This is a genomic window from Bdellovibrio sp. ZFWA1, assembly GCF_056175665.1.
In genome coordinates this window covers 392,961-418,164 of sequence record NZ_JBJKJH010000002.1, presented here as the reverse complement: position 1 = coordinate 418,164, position 25,204 = coordinate 392,961, and the positions used below count along the sequence as shown (strand labels likewise).

Genomic DNA, 25,204 nt, shown 5'->3' with positions numbered 1-25,204 from the left:
CTTTAATTCGTTTAGAAAATCTACTCGGAGGTATTTCCCTTGGCAAATCATAAGTCAGCTGCAAAAAGAGCTCGTCAAGCCGTTAAGAAGAACGCTGTTAATACTCGTCGTAAGAGCACAGCTAAGACTGCTGAAAAGTCTCTTGTAAAAGCAATCGAAACAAAAGCAACTAAAGAAATCCCAGCTCTTTTGAGCAAAGCGGCTTCTAAATTGATGAAAGTGGCTAAAAAAGGCACTATCAGCAAAAAGACTGCAGCTCGTAAGATTTCTCGTCTTGCTAAGCGTGCAACTAAAGCAACTGCTACTAAGTAATTGGTAAAAGCTGTTTAAGAACCAGTTCGGGCTGATACGTAGGCCCGAATTTGACGTTTGCTAGAAAACGATATGTTTTCGAAGCTGAGGCCATGGGTGACAAACCCGGCCTCTTCTTTTTTTGTCGAACGCACCTCAGCACGAGCTGTTACAAACTCGCCCCCTGGAACTTGAAAATTCACGATCACGCGACTGCCTTCATTCAACAGCATTTCTGATCGAATCGAGATTCCCCCCTCCCCGATTTCAGTGCTTAGCGCAATAAAGTAGTGACCACGTGATAAAACCCCAACACTTCTTCGAAGTTCTTTGCGCGGATACTTCCGCCGACCATGAATTTCTTCTGGTTGATGAGTCTTTTCCATGACTCTCTTATCGTCCTATTCAGACATCAACTTCATAGAAATAAAAAAAGGGCCCTTAAATCAGGACCCCTTTTCTCGGATTGAGACGTTTTTGATCGCCTACATAGACAATGGCTGGCAGGTTTTCAATACCATATTTTCCAGCCAAATCGCGGAAGATAGCGGACTGCTCTTTAAAGCCTTGTCCGTCTCACTAAGAATAACCAATGTTTGTTCTAATTTTTTAACAGACCACTCGCGGGTCTGTTCAAGGTAACTCTCTAAGAAATAAGGAGGCACCTGAGCATAGTGAGCAAGCTTCGCACCATTTAAACCTTCGTTAAGTCCCTTTTTTATTGTTAAAAGAATCCTAATATGACGAGCCAAAAGTGAAACGATTCCCACTTCGCTTTGCCCCTGATCCATCAGATGCACCAGGTGCTCTAACGCTTTAACTCGATCGTTAAGTCCAACGGCTTTGGTAAAATCAAAAACGCTTTCTTCTTTTGATCTTGAAACGACAGCAGCCAAATCTGAAACTTCAATCTTGCGCTGTCCGCCGACGTAGTCTCCCAACTTGGTCAACTCCGCTTCGATTTCCGTCAAATGATTACCCACTAACTTATGAAGCAAATGGATGGCATCGTCGGCTATACCCAATCCCAAATTACTAGCGATATATTTAATCCAACGAGGCACTTCGTTTTCGTAAGGCTTTTTAAACTCAACGCAATCTGCCTTATCCATCAGCAAGCGAATGGTCTTTTTTCTTTTATCAATACGATTGGCAAAAACAACGAAAACAGTGCTATCCACCGGAGAAGCAAATAGAGGCTCAAGCGATGCCCACTCTTTATCTGAAAGCTCTTGTGCTTCTTTCAAAATCACAAGCCGTCGCGCCGCCATCATAGGCAAGGTTTCTACTGCATCAGTGACCCGTCCCGTGTCAGCATCCGAAGCGTAAAACAAGTCGTAATTAAAATCGATGGCGCCCTCATTAAGGACCGCGTACTTAAAGCGCTCCACGCATTGATTAAGCAAATAAGGCTCTTCGCCAAAAAGAAAATAAAGAGGAGACAAGCTTCCCTTCTCTAGATCTTTATATAATTTTTGCGAATCAATCAGAGCCATAATTTAAGTTGCCAGTTTCATGTTGAAAATTCTTATTCGTGCGCAAGCTGAAGCTATTTTATAAACTAAAAGTTTTCAGTGATGCGATCGTATATTTCGGCGGCCACATCATTTGCGACAACCTCAATGTTCTGCCTGCGCGCTGACAAATTGTAAAGTGGATTCACCGAGTTGACACCTGCTAGCGTGACCTGAGGTGCTGCATAAGTACGCTCGCCAGAAAAAGTTCCTGTCCATACAACGGCACCATCAAGCGTTTTCACAACACGCACATCAACAGACACTAGAATCCGGTACTCCGCCGCCAGAACCGCGCCCTTAGCCAAAAAAGGAAAGGAAGGATCATCCGAAGTTTTTTTACCACCCGGCATGTATTGAACGTTTGTGATAGTTCCAACAACCTTGAGATCAGCACTAGCCGGTTCGACAACCTTCGCAACCTTCGACCGAGTGAATTCCTGCAACACAGCGTTAGTAAAAGACATCTCGATGCCTGGCTCCATACTTTTGTTTTGAAAGATAGGGACGGCAACTAAACGATAACCCTCGGGCAATCCACGGCCCACGCTGCCCATTCGGTAAGCACACGAAGTTAACACCACTGCGAAGAATAAAAATAAACCAAATCTTTGCACACTCAGTCCTTGCACACCTCTAATCTAGGTATAAAATGGCCACTCTAGCAAGGATTAACACATGTCCACAGGCCATATTGAACAATCTGACTACAGCTTACTTGCCCCCGGGCCCGTTAACATCCACCCTCTTGTCAGAAACTGCCTTGCAGAGCCAATGATTCATCACCGCACGCCAGAGTTTGATAAGATCTTGGCCAGAGTCCTTGTGGAACTAAAAAATATTTTTCAAACTGAACAGCCTGTCTACTTGCACACATCAACCGGAAGCGGCGGCATGGAGTCTTTGCTAGTCAATGTCCTTTCAAAGGGCGACAAAGTTTTGGCCATTGTTTCGGGTAAATTTGGCGAACGCTGGGCCGAGATGGCGCAGTATTTTGGCGCCGAAGTCACAGTATTGACAGTTCCCTGGGGGGAGGCTGTTGATATTAAAGCTGTTGAGGCTCACCTTCAAAGAAATCCAGAGACTCGCGCAGTTCTTTGTCAGGCCTGTGAAACGAGCACGGCCGTTGCTCACCCCATAGAAGACCTTGGAAGAATTGTTTCTGGGTACCCACAGACACTTCTTCTTGTTGATGGAATTACAGCCCTAGGAGCCTATCCGCTACCGATGGACAAATGGCACATCGACGGCATTGTCGCAGGTTCTCAGAAAGCGTTTATGCTACCGACGGGACTCAGCTTCGTCGCTTTTTCAAAAAAGGCCCAATCCTTTATCGAAACAGCCAACTTTCCTCGGTTTTATTTTGATATTCGCAAAGAGATAAAAGCTAATAAAAATGGTGAAACATTTTTTTCATCTAATGTCGCTTTAACCAAAGCTTTAGATGTCGTGCTTAAATTAATCGAAGAAAAATCCCTGGATAAACATTTCGAACAAATTCGGCGACGTGCCGAATTCACTCGGACTTATGCACAAAAGTTGGGCTTTACCCTTTATGCTCAATCCCCTAGTGATTCTGTGACCGCCTTGGTTGTTCCGCCAACGATAGATGGTCAAAAACTTCGCCTTCATCTGGAACAAAAATACAACATCACCATCATGGGCGGACAGGATCAAGCCAAGGGAAAAATCATTCGCATTGGACACATGGGATACATTCAAGATCACGAAATGCATCGCTTGATCGAAAAGCTGGGTCAGTCACTAGAGGACTTACAACCGGGCCTTTGCTCGTCTCAGAAATTGAAAAGTATCGTTTCTGAAGCTTCCCTAGAGAAAGGATTTTAATAATGCAAAAGAAAAAAGTCCTTATTTGCGATCGTTTTACCCAAGATGTCTATTTATATCTACAACAACAGCCTTACTTGGATGTGGTCAGAATGGAAAATCCTCACCACATTCCTCAAGAGCATCTAATCACTGCTCATGCTTTAATTATTCGAAGCCGAACAAAAATTGACGAAGCTTTTTTATCAAAAGCCCGCCAGCTTCAAGTGATCATCACTGCAACCAGCGGCTTTGATCACATTGATTTAGAAGCCACCCAAAAATGGGGCGTCACCGTGATGCACACTCCGCGTGCCAACATTGAAAGCGCCGCTCAACTAACTTGGGGCTTAGTGCTTTCTTGCGCCAACAACTTAGGCCCCGCCCATCGCATGATAAAAGCCGGCGAATGGAATCGCGATCAAATCACTGGAATGGAACTTTCTGGTCGCACTTATGGCATTATCGGACTTGGAAGAATTGGCAAACGCGTAGCTCAAATTGCTCAGGCATTTGGAATGAACGTCGTTGCCTTTGATCCTTATCAAGACGATGAGAGTTTTGATCTCTTAAAAATTCCGCGACTTTCATACGAAGAGGTTCTTAAAACCGCTGACGTCCTAAGTTTTCACGTTCCAAAAACACCCGAGACCGACTATATGCTGACTCGATCGCAGCTTGAATACATCCATCGCGGAGTGATATTGATCAACACCTCCCGTGGATCTGTAATTCGCGAGCTAGATTTGATCGAAGCCCTTGAGGCCGGATGGATTCGCAGCGTGGGCTTGGATGTTTTTGAAAAAGAACCCCTACAAAGGGAATCTAAGCTATTGAAGATGAACAATGTCATCCTCACTCCGCATATTGGAGCCAATACCGAAGAGGCCTTTAATAAAGCTTCGCAGTATGCGGCCCAAAAATTAATTAATTTTTTTATCGATGGGTCCACGGCAGATACTCTTCCACCAAGAGCACCGTGGTATGGAGCCACATCGTTTAAAGGCGAATAGAAAGGACACAGGTCATGTCAGGCAGTGTTGTAGTTGGAGCCCAATGGGGCGATGAAGGAAAAGGGAAATTGATCGATGTCTTTGCCGAGAAGGCCGACATGGTTGTGCGCTACCAAGGCGGTGCGAACGCAGGCCATACTCTGGTCGTTAATGGACAAAAAACTATTTTGCACTTAGTCCCTAGTGGAATTCTAAGACCGGAAACAACTTGTGTCATCAGCAGTGGCGTTGTTGTCGATATTTTTGGAATTCTAGAGGAAATTCGCAAACTGAAAGAATCAGGAATTCTTCAAAATGCGAAGCAATTGTTGATCTCTGAAAATGCAACGGCAATCCTTCCATACCATAAAACCTTGGACGCGGCCCGCGAGAGCTCATTGACCGATAACAAAATCGGAACAACCGGCAAGGGCATTGGACCTGCTTACGAAGATCGCGCCTCGCGAAGAGCGATTTTATTTGGCGACCTTTTTGCTCCAGAAACTTTGAAAGCAAAGTTAGAACTTGCAGTTCGAGAAAAGAATTTTCTTTTCGAGAATTATTATAAAGCCCCTGCGATAAAAGTTGATGAGCTTTACACTCAGCTTTTAACTGCTGCAGAAGAACTTCGCCCTTACCGCCAAAAGGACACGTCATTGATCGTTCATCGCGCGATGAAGCAAGGTAAACGAGTTCTTTTTGAAGGCGCTCAAGGCGCTATGCTAGATCTACTGCACGGTACCTATCCGTTTGTGACCTCCTCTTCGACAATCGCAGGTTCTGCCTGCATTGGTGGCGGCTTTGGTCCAACTCAAATTTCTAAAGTTATTGGAGTATTCAAGGCTTATACTACTCGCGTAGGTGGAGGTCCTTTCCCCACAGAACTCAATGATGAAGTTGGCGCAAAGATTCAAAAAGACGGTCATGAGTTTGGCTCTACCACGGGGCGATCTCGTCGTTGTGGTTGGTTGGATCTTGTCGCACTAAAATATGCGATTCGAATTAATGGCATCACAAATCTTGCGATGATGAAATTAGATGTTCTTACTGGTCATGAAAAAGTTGGCGTGTGCACGGGTTATAAAATTGATGGTGAACTGGTGACAGAGTTCCCAACAACACTGGCCGATCTTGAAAAGATTGAACCTGTGATTGAACACCTTCCAGGATGGACTCAGGATATCTCGAAAATTAAAACTCTTTCAGAGCTACCCCGTCCCGCGACGAACTTTATCGACTACGTGGGCTCGCAGATTGGTACGCCAATTGATGTGATCTCGGTGGGCCCTGGCCGTGAGCAAACCTTATGGGTCAAACCATTGTTCAATAATTAAGCATATTTACGAAGATCTGCCGACGAAAACGGCAGATCTTTTTTTTTCACTTTTTTTTCAAAAATTTAAAAAATTCATTTGACTCCCCCACCCTTTTTTAGGAGATTAGGCACTCCGAAACGCGGCGATCCGGTAGCTCAGCTGGTAGAGCACTTCACTTTTAATGAAGGGGTCCATGGTTCGAATCCATGCCGGATCACCAATTTACTTTTTAAGTAAATGTTTCTGAAAATGTTTTGTCTTAGCTGCGTTCCCATCGTCTAGGGGCCTAGGACACCTCCCTTTCACGGAGGATACAGGGGTTCAAATCCCCTTGGGAACGCCAAATTTTCTAAATTAGCTACCCTCAAAATGGTGGCTTTTTTAATGTCTTAAAATCGAGAGTGATCCGGTAGCTCAGCTGGTAGAGCACTTCACTTTTAATGAAGGGGTCCATGGTTCGAATCCATGCCGGATCACCAACTTACTCTCAAGGGTAAAGATTTTTCGATTCTTCTTTCGTCTTAGTTGCGTTCCCATCGTCTAGGGGCCTAGGACACCTCCCTTTCACGGAGGATACAGGGGTTCAAATCCCCTTGGGAACGCCAAATTTCTCATTTGTTCGCACGATTGACCTTCACTACCACTCATCATAGTTTTTTAGAATGAAGAAAAGCTAGATTACACCCCATCATCAACGACTCCATATACTTACCTCGAGACTGTGAAGACTTCGAAGAGTTCATTTCAAAGCTGATAGAGCTGATTAAAAGAAAAAGTCCATTGGTCGGCGTCGAGCCAGAGTTCTAGAAAAACTCTCGCCTGGTCCATATTGTTCAAATAAAAACTTATTCATTGAGAAATTTCAAAAAGCGACACGTACCCAGCAGAGTATTTTTTAATGATGTCCACCATGATCGGTCCCACCAGCAAGAGTGAGCTTAAAAACCTTTGTCTCTTGAGCACCATGAGCATCTGTCAGAGTTACACGAACTTCCCAATCGCCTCCCATGATAAAGTAGACATTACGAACATTAAAAACACCTGGAAGAATATTTCCGTTGGCATCAACCGAGCGTTCAGTTTGCGTTGGAGCTGATCCATGTCCCATGCTAGGCATCCAAAGAACAACTTCGTTATCATCATTTAACTCTGTTGCTTGATGAGTTTTTCCATCTTTCGCTTCTAAAACTAAAAGTGCTTCTTGGCCAACAACAGGTTCTATCGGAAAGCTAACATGAATGTGCAAGGTGTTTTTTTGTACAACAAGTGACCCATTAGCGATGGATGCTATAGGTTCCATGCAACATCTTGTTGCACCGTACTTGGTCGACATTTCAGCTCTTTTCAGCTATGAAGAAAGGCATGAAAAATACACTCCCTTTTATCTTAGGATTCCTATTCTCTGTCGCAGTGTCCGCTGCGCCACAAACGAAAGCTATCGAAGGCAATGGTCTTTTGACAGATGCTAAAGTGAGCGTCGACTCGAAAGATAAGAAGGGAATCGTCGTCGTTTTTCTATCAGCTAAATGCCCATGTTCAAACAGCCACAATATCGAAATTCAAGAATTGGCTCAGACTTATAAGGATTTTAACTTCGTCGCGGTTCACTCAAATGTTGATGAAGGAAAAGAGCTTTCTAAACCCTACTTTGAAAAAGCTGCATTTTCATTTCCTGTGATCGAAGACGAGAAAGCAAAACTTGCCGATCAATTGCAGGCCTTAAAAACGCCCCACGCCTATATCTTTGGATCAAACGGTGATGTTCTTTATCAAGGCGGGGTTTCAAACAGCAAAGACTGCGCTAAAGCCGACCGAAAATTTTTAAGAGAAGCTCTTGAAGATCTTCATGCAGGAAAAAAAGTTCGAACACCTGAAGGTCGGACGCTGGGATGTTCAATCTCTAGAGGAGAAAAAAATGTTTGGTAAAAAAACACTTTCGATTTTACTTCTACCTCTACTTACCAGCTGTGCTGAGCCTAAATATGTCAAAGTTTCTGATGCAGCAACTGACGGAACAAATGCTCAAGAATCTAAAACTGACTGCCAAACTTTTTTTTCAACTTCAGGACTATGCCTAACGTGGTATTGGGAGAAAAAACCGACTTCCACCCAGATGGGAAATCTGATCTTCAAGACCTATCGTCTAAATTCACTAGATCAAACCCCGATTGAAGTGGATTTGACTGCAACTCCACAAGTTGTGCTTTGGATGCCGAGTATGGGCCATGGATCTACACCTACGCAAACGACAAGAGTCGATGAAGGAACTTACAGGGTTACGAACGTCTTCTTCATTATGCCTGGAGATTGGGAAATACGATTTCAGGTCAAGGCTGGAACAGAGGTCGTTGATGAAACGCACATTAGTCTCGTTTTTTAGTTTCTTTCTAGTTGGAATTCTCTTTTCAGCAAAAGCCAAAGCAGCTGCATGCTGCGGTGGCGGCTTTGCCGCACCCTCAATTATCGCTGGTGATGATAAAGCACAACTGACGACTTCGTACTCTGAAACGAAAGTTGTGATCGACAACGTCGACACACAAGGCTTTTGGAGAAAATGGGGTACTCATCAACAAGTGCAGACATTCAAGATAGAAGGAGCACATATTTTTTGGGATCGTTTCCAAGCGGGCTTGTCGATCCCTGTGATTCAAAGAAGTCGTGAAGGCCTAAAATACTCGGGGCTCGGAGATATTTCGACCTCTCTGGGTTACGAGTACCTACCTGATTGGGACTACAACCCATATCGACCAAAAGGTATCGGTTTTCTACAACTAACTCTTCCCACGGGAAAATCAAAAGCTGACTCGGAAGTTGGTGGACTCGATTCTAGAGGCAATGGATTTTGGGCTTTGGGCCTAGGCTCGCTTCTTACGAAAACCTGGGCAAAACTTGATTCGTTTGCTTCTTTTGAACTTCATCGTTCTTTCGGTAAGGATGTTTCAAACTCTCAATTCAGTGGAAAACTTAAACCTGGCTACGGTGGGAATTTAGGAATAGGCCTTGGATACAACGTGAAAGACTACCGCCTTGGCTACAGCATCACATGGACCTACGAAGATGCAGTAAAAACGAAATCAATTTCTGGTACAGGCAACAATGGATCTATCGAGCGCTATGCAACTGGTGTGCTAAATGCGAGTTACATGGCCAATGATGAATGGTCAGGAACGTTTAGCTATTCAGATCAAACACTTTTCGGTTCACCAGTGAACACAAGCCTTGGAAGAAGCGTCGCTTTACAGGTTCAGCGACGCTGGGGAAGATGATAAGTTTGCTTCACATTCAAAAAATGAAACGCTATCCGATCAAAGGATTAAATTGATTTTGCTCTATCAAACTTTTAGATATCGCAAATCCGTTTAGTTTTTAATTTTTGATAGCGCCAACATTTGCTTCATGGTTTTTTCTAGCCCTTCGTTAGAACCATCCAAGAAAATCACGTTGCCTTTTCCTTGCTCTGCAAAATGTTTAACTGCATCAGTCCACATCGAAAATAAAATAAAGGAACTATCTAAACCTGCAGACTTCATTTCATCTGCGGCCTTCGCCATCCCCTTCGCCACTTCTTCACGGAAGAGGGCAATACCTTCACCGCGCATTTTTGCGGCTTCGCGCTCGGCTTCAGCTGCGATTTTGATAGTAAGGCCTTCTGCTTCCGCAGCTTTTGTTTGTTTGATCAAATGTGCCTGGGCTTCATTTTCCGCAGCCGCCCGAAGATTGCTGGACGCCACGACCTGCGCCATAGACTGCATAATCGTCTCATCAAAAGTGATATCATTTAGCTGCATATCAATTAAGTGATAACCCCAAGACTTTAAATCCTCGTCTAACTGATCTTTCACCGCATTCACAATGTCCCGACGCAACCCTAAAATTTCATTTTGTTTTTTTGTTGCGACAAAACCCCGAACACTGCCTTCAACCGTTCGATTTAAAGTCTGCATCAAAGAGCCAAAATCAATAAACTTGAAGGCGACGTTTTTAATTGTCTCTTCTGTTTGGTCGATCACCGAATATAATAACATGGCCTTAAAATTGACGTTCGCCTGGTCTTGGGTAATTGCCTGAAACTGCAATTCGATCGATTGATTCTGAATCGAAACGCGTCGATAAATAACCTCTAGAAAAGGAATCTTTACATTCATGCCCGATTTCATGCGAGTTGACCCCCTCGTTTTCAACGAGCTGACCCCCCTGATTTCAGGGAGTTGACCCCCTCAATTTCACTGAATTGACCCCTCTATATTTGATCTGAGGGATCAGACCATGAGCGTTAACGACATTGGATATTACCTGTGGCAGCCCTCCTCTGGGGGTGGGCATGGCCAAAATGAGGACCAGTGTGGAAATTCGCAATCAAGTTCTAGAACTAAAAAAGCAAGGCAAAGGCAAGAAGGCCATCGCGCGAACATTGAAGATCGCACGCAACACAGTGAAAAAAATATTAGAAGAGTCTGAGTCGTCACTAGCGACATCAGAGTCTCCAGCGTGGGCTCAGAAAATCAATTGGGACAACGTCCGATTTCAAGTGGGACGAGGCGTACAATTCAACATTCTTCATCGGGAAAACACTGATGCTAACGAAGTCAGTTATTTGAAGTTCTGGCGTTACTATCGTTCGCAGTTTCCAGAAAACAAAAAAGTCACAATGGTTCTTCACCACAAGCCTGCGGAGAAGACTTTTTTCGATTTCACCGACGGCTTGTACATCACAGATCGAAAGACTGGCGTGAAAACTAAGACACAGCTTCTTTGCGGCGTACTGGCTTTTAGCAGCTTAACATTTGGCGAGTTCGTCGAAGACCAGAAACAACCCAATTTAATTCGCGCAATGGAAAATTGTTTTCGTTACTTCGGTGGCGTCACGCCGTATGTAACAATTGATAATTTAAAACCTGGAGTCAAAACGGCTCATATTTATGATCCAGAAGTGAACCCTGGTTTCGTTGAATTCTCAAACCACTGGGGGTTCGCAGTTATTCCAGCAAGGCCCTATAGCCCACGTGACAAGGCTAAGAATGAAGCCGCAAACGGCGTTGTTCAGCGTCAGTTTTTCCAAGAGTTCAGAGATAAAACTTTTTACTCTTTGGTAGAACTTAATTCTGAGTTTCGCAAATACTGTGATCACTTGAATACAACAGTAATGAAAGACTACGGCGTCACTCGTAGAGAGCGCTTTGCAACTGAATTGCCGCTCCTTCTTCCGTGTGCTTTGGAGTCCTTTGAAGTCTCAAATTGGAAGGAGGCAAAGGTTCATGCTGACTGCCATGTGCAAGTGAATAAACGGTTTTATTCCGTTCCTCATGAATACATTGGTCACTCCGTGAAAGTTCGCCTCAAAAATAAGATGATCGAGATTTTCAACACTAATCTTGAATCTATCGCAGTACACGCGAAGCTGACTGGACATGATCTTTATTCAACCGTGGAAAGTCACTACCCAGAACAGAAGCTCGCGGTCGCAAGATTTGAAGTGAAGCACGCATTGGCAGAGGCGGCTAAGGTTGGTCCGGAAACTACAAAACTTGTAGAACAGCTTATCTCTGGCGATCGCCCTCTGCACTTGCTTAGAAGAGTTCAAGGAATTTTACGTCTTCAGCAAAGCAAGAAAGTATCAAAAGAGTCTCTGGAGTATGCCGCCCAAATGGGAATGAAATTTAATAGAACTCAATATGCCTACATCAAGTCCGTCGCAGAACAATACCAACAAAATGGCCACCGAAGATTATCAACAGTTCCCAAACGAGATGCCGAAACAATTCACTTACATCACCAACACTAACGAAAGGAATATTTTATGAATGAACAAGTCAGGCAAGTTGCACATCAGCTGCGGCTATTCGGTGTACACGCAGCCTTTGAACAACGCGCCCTTGAGGCAAGTGGCAAAGGATTATCGCATCTAGAATTTTTGCGCCTTATACTCGAGGACGAAGTTTGCAATCGCAAGAACAGATCCGCACAAGCGCTCTTGGCGCGAGCAAAATTCCGCAGCCAGGTTGACTTAGAAGACTGGGATATGTCCGCAGATCGCGGCAGCAATGATAAAGCCTCACCCGAACCCACCCGCAACCCCACTGTGGAGGCCCTAACTTTAAAACCATCATCGAAAGCGAAACTAGATGTAAAAAAAACCTTAGGCTTTAACTCAACAGAAAAAATCGAAAAGAATCAAAACGATTCCTAGTTTATCTGGGGAACCTCAGCGAGACTCAAATATCCCTCTTCCAGTTAAAGGGGGAACCTCAGACGCTCAAATGACAAGCACAGCGTAAATCTTAACTTTTACAAGAGGTTAAGTTGCGAATTGATGGCCTAAAAAATCAAAAACCTGTATTTTTTACAGAGTATGGGTTGTCACATTGGCCCCAAATTTTTTTGAGAGACTTAGAAGTTTTAGAAAGGATTTAGTCTAAATAATTTGTATTATCTTTATTAAAAATGATTTATAAACATTGAAAAATTGGAGGGGCTATGAAAAAAGAAATCATACTGCTTGTTTTATTTTCTTTAAATTCGTGGGCTGGTCTATTTGATGTACCATTAAGATCGATTGAGCTTAAGAGTCGCGTTCAGATTGCGACCCAGTTATTGAATCATATTTCAGCACCAAATACAGTTTTTATTCAAGATGCTAAAATACAGTATCTTGGAGTTGACGAAAAACGCCCTTACTGTTCATTAACAAAATATATTCAAACTGATAGTAATGATGAGTTCGAATCATTTACTTTAGATGCAGTTGAAGGTGCATATGTCTACGCTCCCTCATGGTTTCTTACAGCATCATTTAGAACTACTTTCAAATTATCTAACTCAAAGCAATTCGTTGAGTTGTCTTGCGTTAATCCAATATCGAATTCTCAAAGAGTTGAAGAATTAAATATCAGTAGCCTAGATATTATTTTGGGTGGTTATTTACAACTTGAAAAACTAAACATTAGTCCTGGAGATTATAAACCTCGATTCGCACCACCTATAACAAATGATTTTGTTATAAATAAATTAAAAATAAAAATTAACAAAAATCTTGAACTCGTTAATTCTGATGAATCGCCAAATCATTTTGAAGCTGAAATTGGAAGATGCACAATTTTCTCAATGGGCCAAAAAAGATCAATCAATCAAAATGAGGAATTAAAAGCTAATTCATACGAGATAGGTTACACAAATGATGGTATGATTAATCAGAAGCCGACAATAATTTTAAGATTTAATGATGATTTTGGAATGATGTGCGAAGGCAACTCTAAGAAGAGGATGTTTGATTACCAAGATTTCTGGGATGCAACTGGAAAAATAGATATTGGCTGGATAATTAGTATTTAGTTCAATTTCCTAGAGGCATTCGAAATGGCAAAATATATTATTTGTGTATTGCTTGTATTAACTACTGACCTTGGCCCCAAAAACTGGAGCACTTGATTCCTCCCAACAAAGCGCGTAAAAGACGTGCATGAAGGGAGCGCAAATGCGCAAATCCAGATTTTCAGACGAACAAATCACCAAGATTTTATCCGAAGGCCATGCCGGAGCGTCGACTCAAGATATTTGCCGCAAACACGGCATCGCCACCCACACGTTCTATGCATGGAGAAAGAAATACGGCAGTATGCAGGGCTCTGAGGTTCGTAGGCTTAAAGAGCTTGAAGCAACGATCGTGCGCTTGCAGCGTGTGGTTGCAAAACAGGCCGTCGAACTAGAGGCAGCCCAAGAGATCATCAAGGGAAAGTGGTGAGCCCCAAGCAAAAGCGCAAGGCGTTTGAAGCTATCAAAGACAAATTGAAAATCAGCAAACGATCACTCTGCAAAGTCTTGGGGCTTCAACAATCTACGCTATTTTACAAGCGCCAACGACATCGCGATGACAACGCCCTAAAAGAAAAAATGCTTGAGATTGCGCAAGCAAAGGTTCGCTATGGCAGACCACGGGTTTCATTTATTCTTCGTGAGCGTATGGGTTTTAAAGATAATCACAAGCGAATTGCTCGAATATACCGAGAGCTGGGATTGCAAATGAATCGACGATCAGGAAAGAAAAAGAGATCAGGCAAACGACTCCTCTTTGTGGCTCCGACGGGACCCAATCAAATTTGGGCCATGGACTTTGTCTCAGACTCTCTAGCGACGGGACGAAGATTTAGAACCCTCAACATCAAAGATTTATTCACACACGAAGCGGTGGCGATTCATGTTGATTTTTCAATTCCGGGCAACCGCGTGGCCGATGTGCTCAACAGACTCAAGACTCAAGGTAAGTGCCCGAAAGCGATCATCGTGGACAACGGTACGGAGTTCACTTCAAAGGCGATGGATGTATGGGCATACCAAAACGGGGTGGAACTGAAATTTATTCAACCTGGCAAACCTATCCAGAATGCATTCATTGAGTCTTTCAACGACAAGTTCCGCAGCGAGTGTTTGAATCTAAACTGGTTTGAATCCATTTTGCATGCAAAAGAGATCATTGAAAGTTGGAGAATCGAGTACAACACGGAACGACCAAACTCAGCGTTGAAAAATAAAACACCAGAAATGTTTGCCAAACAATACGAAGAAAGATTAAGAGAGACTTCTCAACCGTGAGGTTTCAAACACTCCAAAGAAGGGGCCAAGGTCAAGAACTATGTTAAAAACGCACCGATTTAAAGTCGGAGTTCTTTATAAGATCGCCTAAGGACAAGTCGTCTTGTAAGTATGCCCAGTTGGCAAGTAAGATTGACTACCCCATTTACAAGCCAAATATCCCTCTACTTTTTCACGTTGAGCGTTGGTGAGATTTGAACTGAAAACGACCATCTCCATAATTTGACCGTCGTACCTTCCATTAGCCCTAGTTCCTGTATTCCCCAAATAGAAGGCGCTAGCATCCCACAACGGCATGGCTGTGCTGCCGGTATTTCTATAGGCATTGTCCTTTTTCGTTCCATCTAAATACGCGCTATAATATGCGTCTGCTGAGTTACGATTGACGTAAACCCTGCGTAAGACGCGTTATTGACGAAGGGCTCGGGCATGTGCCAGTGGCGTCGGCGGTGTTTTTCCGTCGGCCACCATATGCAGTGCCATGCTAAGATAGGTCCGCGGATCAAGATCATTCTTTTTGCACGTCTCAATAATTGAAAACAAGGTCGCAGCTGTTTCTCCACCAGCATGATTTCCAGAACCATAATAGTTTTTTCTTCCAACGACAGCATGTCGAATTGTGCGTTCGGCTTCGTTGTTGGAAAGTGGAATGCGGATGTCCCCTAAAAACAATGTAAAACCATCCCACCGTTTGGTGAGGTACTCAATGGCTTTGCGCTTCTGACTTCCTGGCCGGGACTTCGGAAACTCTTCCAGAAGTTTTCGATTTAAATCATTTACAACAACGAGACTTTTGGTCCTTCGAATATTTGCGAGTTCCTCGAAAGACTTAGCCTCGCGCTCGATCTCAAACAATTTATCGATGTCATCTAAGATGGGTTTCACCGATGGATCGTGGTCTTCGATTTTTATAAATTCTCTGCGGCCATGGGCCCAACAGAAAGCTTGTGGGATTGCCGCCTCTTGAAGAACATTGTAACCGCTATAACCATCAGTCACCACTGGACCGTTGTATCCATCCAAAAATTCTTTTACAACTTGCCCTGACCTGGTGGGTTTGAATAAGTAATGACTACCATAGCGGTTGCTCACAACCCACATATAGCCGTCCTTTTCATCTTTGTTTTGGATTTTCCAAGGCGTCTCATCCAGGTGAAGTGCTAAATCAGTAACTTTAAGTTCCTTAAGAATTTCTGCCTGAATGGATTCCAAACTTGCTGCCACAAGTCCGGCCATTCTGGATAAAGTACTGTTCTTGATTCCCTTAAGTCCCAAAGACTCCATTTCTCGAATTTGTCTTTCAAGTGGCATGTGGCTGATATATTTATCCGCCACAACACTGACGACAAAATCTGTGGAGTAATTCATTCCCGGCAATAGACCCGAAGGGCCATTGGCCGTGATAATAACTTCTTTATCAGGATCGGGATTGAATTTTGGATCAAGCTTGTATTTGAACTTTTTGTGGATTTCTTTGAAGTAAGAGCGTTCGATGATTTCTATGCGGAAGGATTCATCATAAAGGCCCGTATTTTTCCACATTGATGGCTGCGGATTTTCAATACCACGAAGCTTTGCTTCTTCATCAAGTTCGCGATCAGCAAAATGATGTTCAACTTCTTGAGTTGGAAGACCAGACCACTTGTTTTTTGTTTGATCCTCGCGTGAAACTTCAGCAGGAAATGCGGCCTGGCTAAATAACAAAGCCTCGGTCTGACTCTTATCGCGCGGGCGGTCTGTTGCCTCAGCTCTTTTTTCTGCGGATTTGCCAAAAATACTTCGGCGAAGAAGTTTAACGCGCTCATCGAGATTAAACTTGGATTGTGCGCTCAGCGCCTGCTCCTCCTGAAGTTTTGCTACCAAAGCCTTTTGTTGATCGATGAACTCGAGTGCTTGTGTCAAAAGCGCCTGCAAAATGCGGGGATCTTTTTCGCTTTCAATAATTCGTCGAGTTCGCTCATCCATCAGACAAGATTCTGAATGGCCCCTTTGGGAAGATCAACTGACTCCCTTTGCGTCAGTGCATTTTGTGGTATTGATGCTGATAGCGACCGATCCACAATCGGAGTTCTGATCATACTGCCATGAAAAATCATCTTTAATTCTGCAAGACTGACTTCGGAACGGCCAAGTAAATCTGCTAAAGACATGAAGTTGCCCTTTTCCATACGCTTTGAAATCTGTACCAATCCAGTACCATCATAAAACAGAGCTTTGATTCGTTTGCGGTTTTTTCCGAAAAATATATACACATGCCCCTGATCCATGATGGCTTGCATTTGGTGAACACAAAGCGAGTGCAACTTTTCAAACCCACACCGCATATCTATACTTTCTCGATAGATGAATGCGCGAAGTCCCTTGCGATCTAGAAACATGAGACCCCCCGCTGAAGTTCAAGAATGGTTTTGGCCGCAATGGCTTCGGGAATTTCCAAAATATATCCTTCAGGTGTTCTAACCGTCACAGTTAGACCACTATTAGACTTCTGATTGTTAGATGGTCCAACTGTGACGGTTGGACTGGGTCTAACTGTGAGGGCATGGAAATCTGGTTTGATTTTCTTTTTGGGCCGAATTCGCCAGGACATAATGGTCGCATAGGGGATGTCGATTTGCCGAGCTGTTTTCTTCACCGGTACGTCTAGTTCAAACAATTCTTGGATTCTCGTTTTTATAGATTTCGGCCAGGGTTTCCTGACTGAACTTACTTCAGCATGATATTGGCGGGTGAGTTCTTGAATTTCTTCGATAAGTTGTTTTGCACGCTGTGTATTCATGGAACTCAGCATGCCGGACGACGAAAAACTTTCCTAGACGCGTTTTATGCAGTGGTTACCGATTGACTCCTAAAATATTTGGACGACTTGATGGCACGCTTACTCCCGTCCCTGTCCAAGAAGCGCATGGCTGCGCCGAGCAGACAGTTAAAATTTCATTTGTAAGATTTGAGGTAAATAGCCCCAACCAAACCGCGTAGGGATCAGACGATGATCTTTTAAACTCATATAAGGAGCCACCAGTCGTTGTAAAATCCGAGGTCGACGAAATATTTGTAGATGGTTGAAACACAGTAAATACATGGCGACCTGTAACACCAAAATTAAATGGCCCATAGGTAGCGACAGATCCATCAAAGTTGATGGACTTATTAGTCGGACTATACGTAGCGCCTGTCGCAGAAGTGATAGATCGGTTATTGCTACTTTTATCTTTAATGCAACCAACGGTTCCAGCATCAACAGCCGATGTCGTGCAAGAAGTATTCGAATACAGTGTAGCACTATCACTCATATCCCACCACATCTCTAATCCAACCAAAACAGTCGGATCAAAAATTCGCCAAGACGCCGATGCGAAAACTGTACTCTGATTTCCTACGCCGTCTATGACTTTCAGAGATATAAAGTAATTCGTCTCTTTGGCCAAGGTAAGCATCATCGAATCCACTCCATCTCGAATTTGATATTTTTTGGCTGAAATCACCGGGGCATTTGGTATCTCTTTCCAACCCATCACTTCCACCCCGCCGGCAGTGGTGCCCACGGCTACTTCCATACTTACAAAGCCACTAGTAACATCAGTGATGGTCATTCCACTCCAATTAAAAATCGTCGACTGTGTTATTGATGCTCCGTCTTCTGAAAAATCTAAAACTCCCGACAGAGTTGGAAGGACAGTGTCCTTCGTGATACTTTGGCTGATCGAAACGGAGTTTCCTGCCGCATCCGAGAGACTCGCTTGCACCAGTGTAGAACCCTCTGCCAAGGCATTTAAATTGATCGAAAGTTTGGAATAGGCATTTGAAGTACAAGTGACGGTCGTCGTGTAACTTCCAATTGAAAGCGCAACATCACGGCCGTTGTCGCTGCAACTTCCGGAAATGCTATAACTCGAATAGTTGCTATTAGTGATAGGAGTCAAAGTCGAAAATGTTAAGGCTGGATTAATGGTGTCCTTACCAATACTTTGTACTACAACTCCACTATTACCCACGACATCAGTGGTTTCAATTGTCCAACTAGTTGAGCCCTCACTGAGGCTTGTCACGTCTAAATTGGAAAAAGTAAACACTCCAGCGCTGCAGGTGGCGCTAAAGCTCAAGCTTCCACTGACGGCTGTCACCAATTGACCACTTTCACTGCATGTTCCTGAAAGAGCATAGCTCGATTTATTTGCGTTATTAATACCATTCGAAGGGCTCAAACCAATACTTGGAGCAGTGGTGTCTTTGATAATTGCCTGTGAAACGGTCGAGGAGTTTCCATTTGCATCAGAATGAGTGACTTGTACAGAAATTGCACCATCACTCAGTGACGATAGATCGATGTTCGTTTTGTTGAAGGCCCCAGATGTGCAGGTTGCCGATGAAGTGTAGGTACCTGCCTGTATACTAACAGCCCGCGAGTTTTCGCTACAGGCTCCTGCAAGAGTATAACTACTTTGATTAGATATTTTAACATTTTCCAGGGTTACCAAACTTAAAGTCGGCGCCGCAGTATCTTTGTTGATTGTTGCAATCGCTTGCGTAAAATTTCCGGCAACGTCGTAAAGTGTTGCCGTATAGGTGCTGTTTCCTTGTGAAAGGCTGGAAAGATTAAGTCCCGTAAAGTTAAAAATCCCAGTTGTACAGGTTGCATAGAAAGTCAACGCACCAACCACCAACGTCACTGTTTGTGAATTTTCACTACAAGTGCCACTGAGTGCGTACGAACTAACATTGGACGTATTAACAACTAATGGTGAAGTGATCGCCAAACTTGGATTTGAATTATCAACTGTATAGCCTAAAAATACTATTGAGCATAAAGAATTATTTCCAATACCATCGACTGCCTTGGCGTAAAACTGATAACTCGCATCAGGCAAATTGCTTGTTGTGATGTCTACGCTGGATTGCCCCGCCCCCACAACTGCAGAACCTATTAAGGTCGAACAAGTCGAGTTACTATAGAGGCTGACCGTGTCCGCAGGACTCACACCCCCCACGCGAACTGTCGGAGTTCTATTCTGTGAAATTAATGAGGCAGGACTCTGTAATGTAATTGTACTAGGTACTGACGGAGCTATAGAGTCTTTTGAAATATCTTGATTGAGTACAAATTGATTACCAGCCAAATCACTCAGTGACAGCTGTACCGCAAGAACACCTTCTGCTTGAGAATTTAAATCCATATTGGACTTCGAAAAGGCCCCGGCCGAACAGGTACTGGATGTTTGAAAGCTGCCAATCTGAATACTTATGGTCTGTGCATTTTCGCTGCAAGCCCCTGAAAGGGAATAGCTGCCTTCATTACTTGCTGAAATATTTGAAGCAGTGAGAGTCAAACTCGGCAAGACCGTGTCTTTGAAAATATTTTGGGTAATGCTGGTAGTATTCCCATAACTGTCTGAGGTGGTTAGACTCCACGTTGAGTTCCCCTCTAATAGAGTGCTAACATCCATCCCTAAAATCGAAAAGGAGCCAAGCGTACAAACCGCAGAAAAACTCAGCGCCCCCACTGAAATGGTAACTGTTCGTCCCTCAGCACCACAAGATCCTGAAATTGAATAGGTCGTTTTGTTTGAATTTAAAATATTTGAAGGGGAACTCATTGTTAAAATCGGAGCCGCAATAACTTTATTGATACTTTGTGATACCTCTACACTATTCCCCGCAGCATCTATGTGACGAATACGCACTGAAACAGCACCTTGGGGAATGGCCGTTAAATCTATTCCCGACTTTGAATAGAAACCAGCGCTACAGGCCACTGTTGTGGCATAACTAGAGATACTAATTTCAACATTCAAACCATTTTCACTGCAAGAACCCGAAACCCCGTAGTTACTCATATTGGACAGAATGATATTAGACAAAGCACCCACTGTAATACTCGGAGGAGTCACATCTTTGAAAACTACTTGTATCGAAGAAGTCGAATTTCCAGCAAGATCAACCAATGTCACCACAAAGCTATTGTTACCTTCTGGCAAACTAGTAACATCGAATGACGAAATACTATACCCACCCCCTGAACAAGTGCTAGAAAAAATCAGTCCCCCTACAGAAAGGCCGACCAAACGCCCGTTTTCACTACAGGTTCCTGTCAAATTGTAAGACGCAACAGAAGACAGATTTAAAACTGCGGGCGAATTTATCGTAAGTGTTGGCGAAGTAGTGTCCACGGTATAGGTTAAAAATACAATTGAACAGAGGGAAGCATTGCCGTTCGAATCCTGTGATTTCGCGTAGAAGCTGTATAGCCCATCACCAAGCGCCGTAGATGTCAAATCCACTGTTGATTGCCCAGCACCAACCACTCCAGAAGCAACTTGATCACTGCAAGTTGAATTTTTATGTAGGGTCACAGTGTCTGAAGCAGCAACTCCCGCCACTCGCACCGTTGGGGTGGTATCCATAGATGGAGTGGCTGTTGGATTAATCAAAGCAATCCCACTAGGCAATGACGGCGCCGTTGTATCTTTACTGATACTTTGAGTGACGGATATTGCAGAGTTGCCTGCGATATCCGACTGTCCTACCTGAATCGTAAGCGCACCATCTGCTAAACTAGACAAATCAATTCCAGATTTTGAGAAACTGCCTGTTGAACATACGACCGTTAAATTAAGGGAACTTATCTGTATGATCACAGCTTGAGTGGCCTCACTGCAGGTACCAGAAATTGAATAGCTTCCTACATTAGAAGGGGTTACTGATGGAGCTGGATCTAAACTCACAATGGGTACCAAAGTGTCTTTGAGTATCGTTTCATTTAAAGTTGTTGTATTACCAACATCATCTGAGGTTTCAAAAACCCAGTTGACGATCCCGTCACTTAAGCTACTCAGATCTTTGTTAGCAAATGTAAATGCGCCTCCCATACAAATTGTCGAGTAGCTGATCGCTCCAGACTGGGCCGTGACAGGACGTCCGCTCGCCCCACAACTACCAGAGATCGTGTAATTTGTTTGATTGCTCTGATTGATACTAGTAGGCGTACTTAATCCTAGCTCCGGTAATATTGTGTCTTTGATTGTTGTTTGACTGAGGCTACTTAGATTCTGAAAGGCATCGGTCTGCCGAACTTGGACTGTGATCGTTCCTTGAGCGGCCTCGGAAAGATCTATTCCCGTCTTGCCAAAAGCCCCCCCGGAACAAATAGACGTCGAAAGAAAGGTGCCAATTTGAATTTCAACGTTACTTCCATTTTCACTGCAGGTACCTGAAAGACTGTAGTTGGTTTCATTAGCTGTAGAAATTGAAGACAAGGTCCCTAATGTGAGTGTTGGCGAGATCGCATCTTTAAAAATCAATTGCGTTGCTGTTGCTGAATTCCCCGCAAGATCAGCGATGCTAACATTAAAGTTATTGTTCCCCTCGGGCAGGCTCGAAAGATTTAAAGAGCTTAAAGTAAAAATACCGCCAGAGCAGGTGCTAGAAAAACTTAAACCTCCAACAGCTAGAGTTATTGGCCGTGAGTTTTCACTACAGGTTCCGGTAAGGCTGTATATCGGAGACGATGCAAAGTTTAATATGGGTGGTGTTTGAAGGGTCAATGTCGGAACCGCAGTATCGACAGTGTAATTTAAGAATACGACCGAACAGATCGAAGTGTTTCCATAAATGTCTTGAGACTTAGCGTAAAAACTATAAGTGCCGTCAGTGAGTCCACTTAAGTTGAAATCAACCGAAGTCTGAGATATTCCCACCGTAGCTGTTCCGACCAAATCAGAGCAAGTGCCATTTTTATGCAGGAAAACCGTATCTGCTGCAGTCACACCAGTCACTCGAATAGCTGGACTTGAATCAGAAGAGACTGTGCTCGCTGGATCGATAAGAGCGATTGAATTTGGCAAACTGGGTGCCGTCGTGTCCTTCAAAACCACTTGCGCAGCCGCCCCAGAAGGGTTGCCAGCAATGTCGGAATGATTCACTTGAATAGTTAAGTTGCCATCGGACAGGTTTGATAAATTAATATCTGATTTAGAGTAAGTTCCGCCACCGCAGGCCGTAGTTGTCGAATAGCTACCAATACTTATAGACACGGCCTGTGAGTTTTCACTGCACCCCCCCGAAACCGAATAGCTTGCTACATTCGATCCTGTCACTGCTGGAGCAGTCGCCAATGTGACTGTCGGAACTACGGTGTCCTTCAAGATGTTTTGAGTGATGCTCGATGAATTACCGACCACATCCGATATTTGAATGACCCAACTCAATAATCCATCACCTAGTGAGCTGACGTTCAGATTAGAAAATGAATAGACTCCGCTAACGCAGTAAGAAGTAAAATGTAGCCCAGAAACAGAAGCAGTCACTGATCTTCCATTTTCGCTACATGCCCCAGAAAGGCTGAAAGCTGATTTATTTGAGTTCGTGATATTTAAGAATGCCGTTACGCTGATTGAGGGAGCGAGAACATCTTTAACAACACTCGAACTAATTGATGTTTCATTTCCATTGGCATCTCGTTGCTTGGCCTGAATATTGATGGCACCCGAAGCTTGCAAACTCAGATCTATTCCTGAAATCGAATAAAGATTTGATGAGCATGCAATGACAGCCGAGTAGGTCCCAATGCTCACTTCCACATTTTGAGCGTTTTCGCTACAAGCCCCTGAAACTTGGTAGCTTGCCACGTTCGTCGAATTTATATTCGGAGTCGTGTTTAAACTAACAGTCGGGCCCGTTGCGTCTTTCAGAATCACTTCGTTAACGCTTATAAGATTTCCAAGGAAATCAGTTTGAGAGACTGCAAAAGTAACGTTGCCATCACCTAAACTCGATAAGTTAAGATTTGTGAATTCAAAGACATTCGCAGCACAAGACGTCGCAAAACTCTGCGCACCAACATTCAAACTAACAACTCGCCCGTTCTCACTGCAAGTCCCAGAAAATGAATAGCTACCGACATTGGCTGCTAAAATCTTAGGAGGCGAAGATAAACTGATTGCCGGCGGCAACGTGTCAACCACATATGAGGCTAATGAATCCGAACAACTTGAGTAGTTAAACGATGCATCTCGAGATTTCGCATAAAAATTATATTCACCATCCGACAAATCAGAAAGTGTCATCGTCACGCTAACTTGATTGTCACTGACCACCCCTCTACCTACTTCAATTAAACAAATGGCGTCGGTGAAAACCGAAACGGTTTGCCCAGGCACGACACCAAACACGGAAATGGTTGGCGACTTATCAGCCGAAATAGTCGCTGCTGGATCAATAAGACGAATGGACTGTGGCACTGGCGGAGTCGAACCTGACGGAAGAACAACCTCAAATTCTTTTTCCACTGAGATTGTCGAGCCTGAACTGTTCGTCGCTTTGATTCTAAATCTATAGCTTCCATAAGTCGTAAAAGCACTGAATCTGTAACCAGTATTAGCTTGGGTGGAGGCAGTAAGAAAGCTGCTCGATTCGGGGGGCATATACTCTATCGTGTAAGTTTTTGCTCGCGAAACTTGATTCCAATTCAATTGAATAGAGTACGCATCTAGCTGCTGAATGCTTAAGGCAATAGCTTGCGGAGCCTCTATAAAAGGAGTGTGTTCATATTCAATGTAGGAAGACTGACCTCCAAAGGGAAATTTACATCCCGATAAAATAAGCAAGAAAAGCGGAAGGAAGTACACAGCTTGGCCTCCAATTTTTTAGCTTTCAAAAACGATCAATCACCTGAAAACGGAATACCTATCTTAAAAACAAACAATTGCTCAGCAATAGAAAAGCTTCCGAATTGAGTTTGCCCGTATGTGAATTCTATACCGGGCCTGAGCTGAAGAGTTCGAAACCGAAAACGACCCGTATATTTGGTCTCGATGAGATAACCAAATCCATTTGGAATCGTATCTCGAGCTGCAAAAGTACTTATCCCCCCGATCAATTCCAATTCATGGTCTTTTAAAAACACGCCATCGAAAATTAGGCCGAACTTAGCTACTAGTCTTTGAAGATTTACGTACTCTAGTTGTTGCGTTCCTAAAGATCGATAAATAGGATGCTCTCCAAATACAAAAATATAAACTCTATCAATTTCGTTGGAACCCATTGTTCGAAGTGAGTACCCAAAGTCTTTGGAAAGAACTTGATTATTATCGACAGAACCACTCTGTGGCTGTGTTAACACCAAGTAACCTATCCCCGCTGAAAAAGTAGAAATATAATCTTCTGTAGAAGAATCCACGAGATGCAAGCGAAGAATATTTAAAGATTCGCTTAGTAGGCGAGCATTAGAACCAGCCAGCGCCCCCTCCGCTATATAGAATCCCGTTTTATATTCGAGTTCGACATCTATTGGAGTATAGAATGATTTGGATGGCGCTAACTGGAGGGGAGGTTGAACCAACTGCGGAGAACTATCTTTTTCAACCTTGGAACTTTCTTCTTCGAGGGGCACGCCTATTAGGGACGCTCTTTCAAGAGGTCCAATTTCTGGCAAGATGATCTTTTGCCCTGGGCTGATCCAATTGATACTTTTCCCATCTTTATTCAAATGGGGATTTAATCGAACGACTTTTTTTAGATAAGCCCGCCAATCCCCAGTAGAGTCATAGCTACGATAGTGCCGATGGACAATCACCGAAAGGCAATCGCCTTTTTTTACAATAATGTCTGCTACGGCCCGAGTGGACCCCAAAAATAAGAAAAAACAAAGGAAGGACCATTTATTGTAAACTATCACATGATT

Annotated in this window: 22 protein-coding genes and 4 tRNA genes; 16 read left to right on the top strand and 10 right to left on the bottom strand. The window is 43.6% G+C overall.

Annotated elements, in window-relative coordinates; genetic code table 11:
* Positions 1–39 precede the first annotated feature (39 nt).
* A complete protein-coding gene (gene rpsT, locus AC04MN_RS11480; RefSeq protein ID WP_475383338.1) occupies positions 40–312 on the top strand; it encodes a 30S ribosomal protein S20 in 273 nt (90 codons plus the stop codon).
* A 14-nt stretch (positions 313–326) separates the two neighbouring features.
* Here rpsT and AC04MN_RS11475 read toward each other — a convergent pair whose 3' ends face one another.
* The 3 genes from AC04MN_RS11475 to lptE form a co-directional block, all read right to left on the bottom strand.
* Positions 327–677: a PilZ domain-containing protein gene (locus tag AC04MN_RS11475; protein ID WP_475383337.1), complete on the bottom strand. Its 351-nt coding sequence runs from the start codon at positions 675–677 to the stop codon at positions 327–329.
* A gap of 99 nt (positions 678–776) precedes the next feature.
* A complete protein-coding gene (holA, locus tag AC04MN_RS11470; RefSeq protein WP_475383336.1) occupies positions 777–1,787 on the bottom strand; it encodes a DNA polymerase III subunit delta in 1,011 nt (336 codons plus the stop codon).
* A 65-nt stretch (positions 1,788–1,852) separates the two neighbouring features.
* Positions 1,853–2,437, bottom strand: coding sequence for an LPS assembly lipoprotein LptE (gene lptE, locus AC04MN_RS11465; protein ID WP_475383335.1), 585 nt, complete (start codon positions 2,435–2,437; stop codon positions 1,853–1,855).
* 46 nt (positions 2,438–2,483) lie between these two features.
* Between lptE and AC04MN_RS11460 the strand changes: the two genes are divergently transcribed.
* The 7 genes from AC04MN_RS11460 (at position 2,484) to AC04MN_RS11430 (ending at position 6,545) form a co-directional block, all read left to right on the top strand.
* Positions 2,484–3,653, top strand: a complete 1,170-nt coding sequence (locus tag AC04MN_RS11460) for a pyridoxal-phosphate-dependent aminotransferase family protein (RefSeq protein WP_475383334.1) — start codon at positions 2,484–2,486, stop codon at positions 3,651–3,653.
* A gap of 2 nt (positions 3,654–3,655) precedes the next feature.
* Entirely contained in the window at positions 3,656–4,645 is a 990-nt protein-coding gene (locus AC04MN_RS11455; protein ID WP_475383333.1) for a D-2-hydroxyacid dehydrogenase, read from the top strand.
* Between the two features lie 14 nt (positions 4,646–4,659).
* Positions 4,660–5,958, top strand: coding sequence for an adenylosuccinate synthase (locus tag AC04MN_RS11450; protein ID WP_475383332.1), 1,299 nt, complete (start codon positions 4,660–4,662; stop codon positions 5,956–5,958).
* Between the two features lie 126 nt (positions 5,959–6,084).
* Positions 6,085–6,160, top strand: a tRNA-Lys gene (locus AC04MN_RS11445).
* A gap of 47 nt (positions 6,161–6,207) precedes the next feature.
* A tRNA-Glu gene (locus tag AC04MN_RS11440) sits at positions 6,208–6,283 on the top strand.
* A gap of 60 nt (positions 6,284–6,343) precedes the next feature.
* Positions 6,344–6,419 (top strand) — tRNA-Lys (locus AC04MN_RS11435).
* 50 nt (positions 6,420–6,469) lie between these two features.
* Positions 6,470–6,545: transfer RNA gene (locus AC04MN_RS11430), tRNA-Glu, on the top strand.
* 290 nt (positions 6,546–6,835) lie between these two features.
* Here the strand turns inward: AC04MN_RS11430 and AC04MN_RS11425 are convergent.
* Positions 6,836–7,240: a FixH family protein gene (locus AC04MN_RS11425; protein ID WP_475383331.1), complete on the bottom strand. Its 405-nt coding sequence runs from the start codon at positions 7,238–7,240 to the stop codon at positions 6,836–6,838.
* 62 nt (positions 7,241–7,302) lie between these two features.
* Here AC04MN_RS11425 and AC04MN_RS11420 point away from each other — a divergent pair, with 62 nt between their 5' ends.
* Genes AC04MN_RS11420 through AC04MN_RS11410 form a run of 3 tightly spaced genes read left to right on the top strand, consistent with a single transcriptional unit; the run spans position 7,303 to position 9,206 of the window.
* The gene (locus AC04MN_RS11420; RefSeq protein WP_475383330.1) at positions 7,303–7,866 is read left to right on the top strand and encodes a DUF6436 domain-containing protein; all 564 of its coding nucleotides are present in this window, start codon (positions 7,303–7,305) and stop codon (positions 7,864–7,866) included.
* Positions 7,856–8,320: a FixH family protein gene (locus tag AC04MN_RS11415; protein ID WP_475383329.1), complete on the top strand. Its 465-nt coding sequence runs from the start codon at positions 7,856–7,858 to the stop codon at positions 8,318–8,320. The genes AC04MN_RS11420 and AC04MN_RS11415 overlap by 11 nt, the downstream gene beginning before the upstream one ends.
* Positions 8,292–9,206: a hypothetical protein gene (locus AC04MN_RS11410; RefSeq protein WP_475383328.1), complete on the top strand. Its 915-nt coding sequence runs from the start codon at positions 8,292–8,294 to the stop codon at positions 9,204–9,206. The genes AC04MN_RS11415 and AC04MN_RS11410 overlap by 29 nt, the downstream gene beginning before the upstream one ends.
* 93 nt (positions 9,207–9,299) lie before the next feature.
* Here AC04MN_RS11410 and AC04MN_RS11405 read toward each other — a convergent pair whose 3' ends face one another.
* Positions 9,300–10,097 (bottom strand): SPFH domain-containing protein, encoded by a 798-nt coding sequence (locus AC04MN_RS11405; protein WP_475383327.1) that lies wholly within the window; start codon positions 10,095–10,097, stop codon positions 9,300–9,302.
* Positions 10,098–10,261: 164 nt separating this feature from the next.
* Here AC04MN_RS11405 and istA point away from each other — a divergent pair, with 164 nt between their 5' ends.
* From istA to AC04MN_RS11380, 5 genes are all read left to right on the top strand, one after another.
* On the top strand, positions 10,262–11,722 hold the full coding sequence (istA, locus tag AC04MN_RS11400; RefSeq protein WP_475382416.1) for an IS21 family transposase: 1,461 nt from the start codon (positions 10,262–10,264) through the stop codon (positions 11,720–11,722).
* 15 nt (positions 11,723–11,737) lie between these two features.
* Positions 11,738–12,127: an ATP-binding protein gene (locus tag AC04MN_RS11395; protein WP_475383326.1), complete on the top strand. Its 390-nt coding sequence runs from the start codon at positions 11,738–11,740 to the stop codon at positions 12,125–12,127.
* 287 nt (positions 12,128–12,414) lie between these two features.
* On the top strand, positions 12,415–13,269 hold the full coding sequence (locus tag AC04MN_RS11390; RefSeq protein ID WP_475383325.1) for a hypothetical protein: 855 nt from the start codon (positions 12,415–12,417) through the stop codon (positions 13,267–13,269).
* A 127-nt stretch (positions 13,270–13,396) separates the two neighbouring features.
* Positions 13,397–13,678, top strand: coding sequence for an IS66 family insertion sequence element accessory protein TnpA (tnpA, locus tag AC04MN_RS11385; RefSeq protein ID WP_475381948.1), 282 nt, complete (start codon positions 13,397–13,399; stop codon positions 13,676–13,678).
* Entirely contained in the window at positions 13,675–14,526 is an 852-nt protein-coding gene (locus tag AC04MN_RS11380; protein WP_475381947.1) for an IS3 family transposase, read from the top strand. The genes tnpA and AC04MN_RS11380 overlap by 4 nt, the downstream gene beginning before the upstream one ends.
* Before the next feature lie 408 nt (positions 14,527–14,934).
* Here the strand turns inward: AC04MN_RS11380 and tnpC are convergent, their stop codons facing one another.
* From tnpC to AC04MN_RS11355, 5 genes are read right to left on the bottom strand one after another with little or no spacing between them, the layout of a single operon-like run.
* Positions 14,935–16,491: an IS66 family transposase gene (tnpC, locus tag AC04MN_RS11375; protein WP_475381868.1), complete on the bottom strand. Its 1,557-nt coding sequence runs from the start codon at positions 16,489–16,491 to the stop codon at positions 14,935–14,937.
* Positions 16,491–16,904 carry an IS66 family insertion sequence element accessory protein TnpB gene (gene tnpB / locus AC04MN_RS11370; RefSeq protein ID WP_475381867.1) on the bottom strand — a complete coding sequence of 138 codons (414 nt, stop codon included), beginning with the start codon at positions 16,902–16,904 and terminating at the stop codon, positions 16,491–16,493. The genes tnpC and tnpB overlap by 1 nt, the downstream gene beginning before the upstream one ends.
* Entirely contained in the window at positions 16,895–17,305 is a 411-nt protein-coding gene (locus AC04MN_RS11365; protein ID WP_475381866.1) for a hypothetical protein, read from the bottom strand. The genes tnpB and AC04MN_RS11365 overlap by 10 nt, the downstream gene beginning before the upstream one ends.
* A gap of 55 nt (positions 17,306–17,360) precedes the next feature.
* Positions 17,361–24,149, bottom strand: a complete 6,789-nt coding sequence (locus tag AC04MN_RS11360) for a beta strand repeat-containing protein (RefSeq protein WP_475383324.1) — start codon at positions 24,147–24,149, stop codon at positions 17,361–17,363.
* 35 nt (positions 24,150–24,184) lie between these two features.
* Positions 24,185–25,198, bottom strand: coding sequence for a hypothetical protein (locus AC04MN_RS11355; protein WP_475383323.1), 1,014 nt, complete (start codon positions 25,196–25,198; stop codon positions 24,185–24,187).
* Positions 25,199–25,204 lie beyond the last annotated feature (6 nt).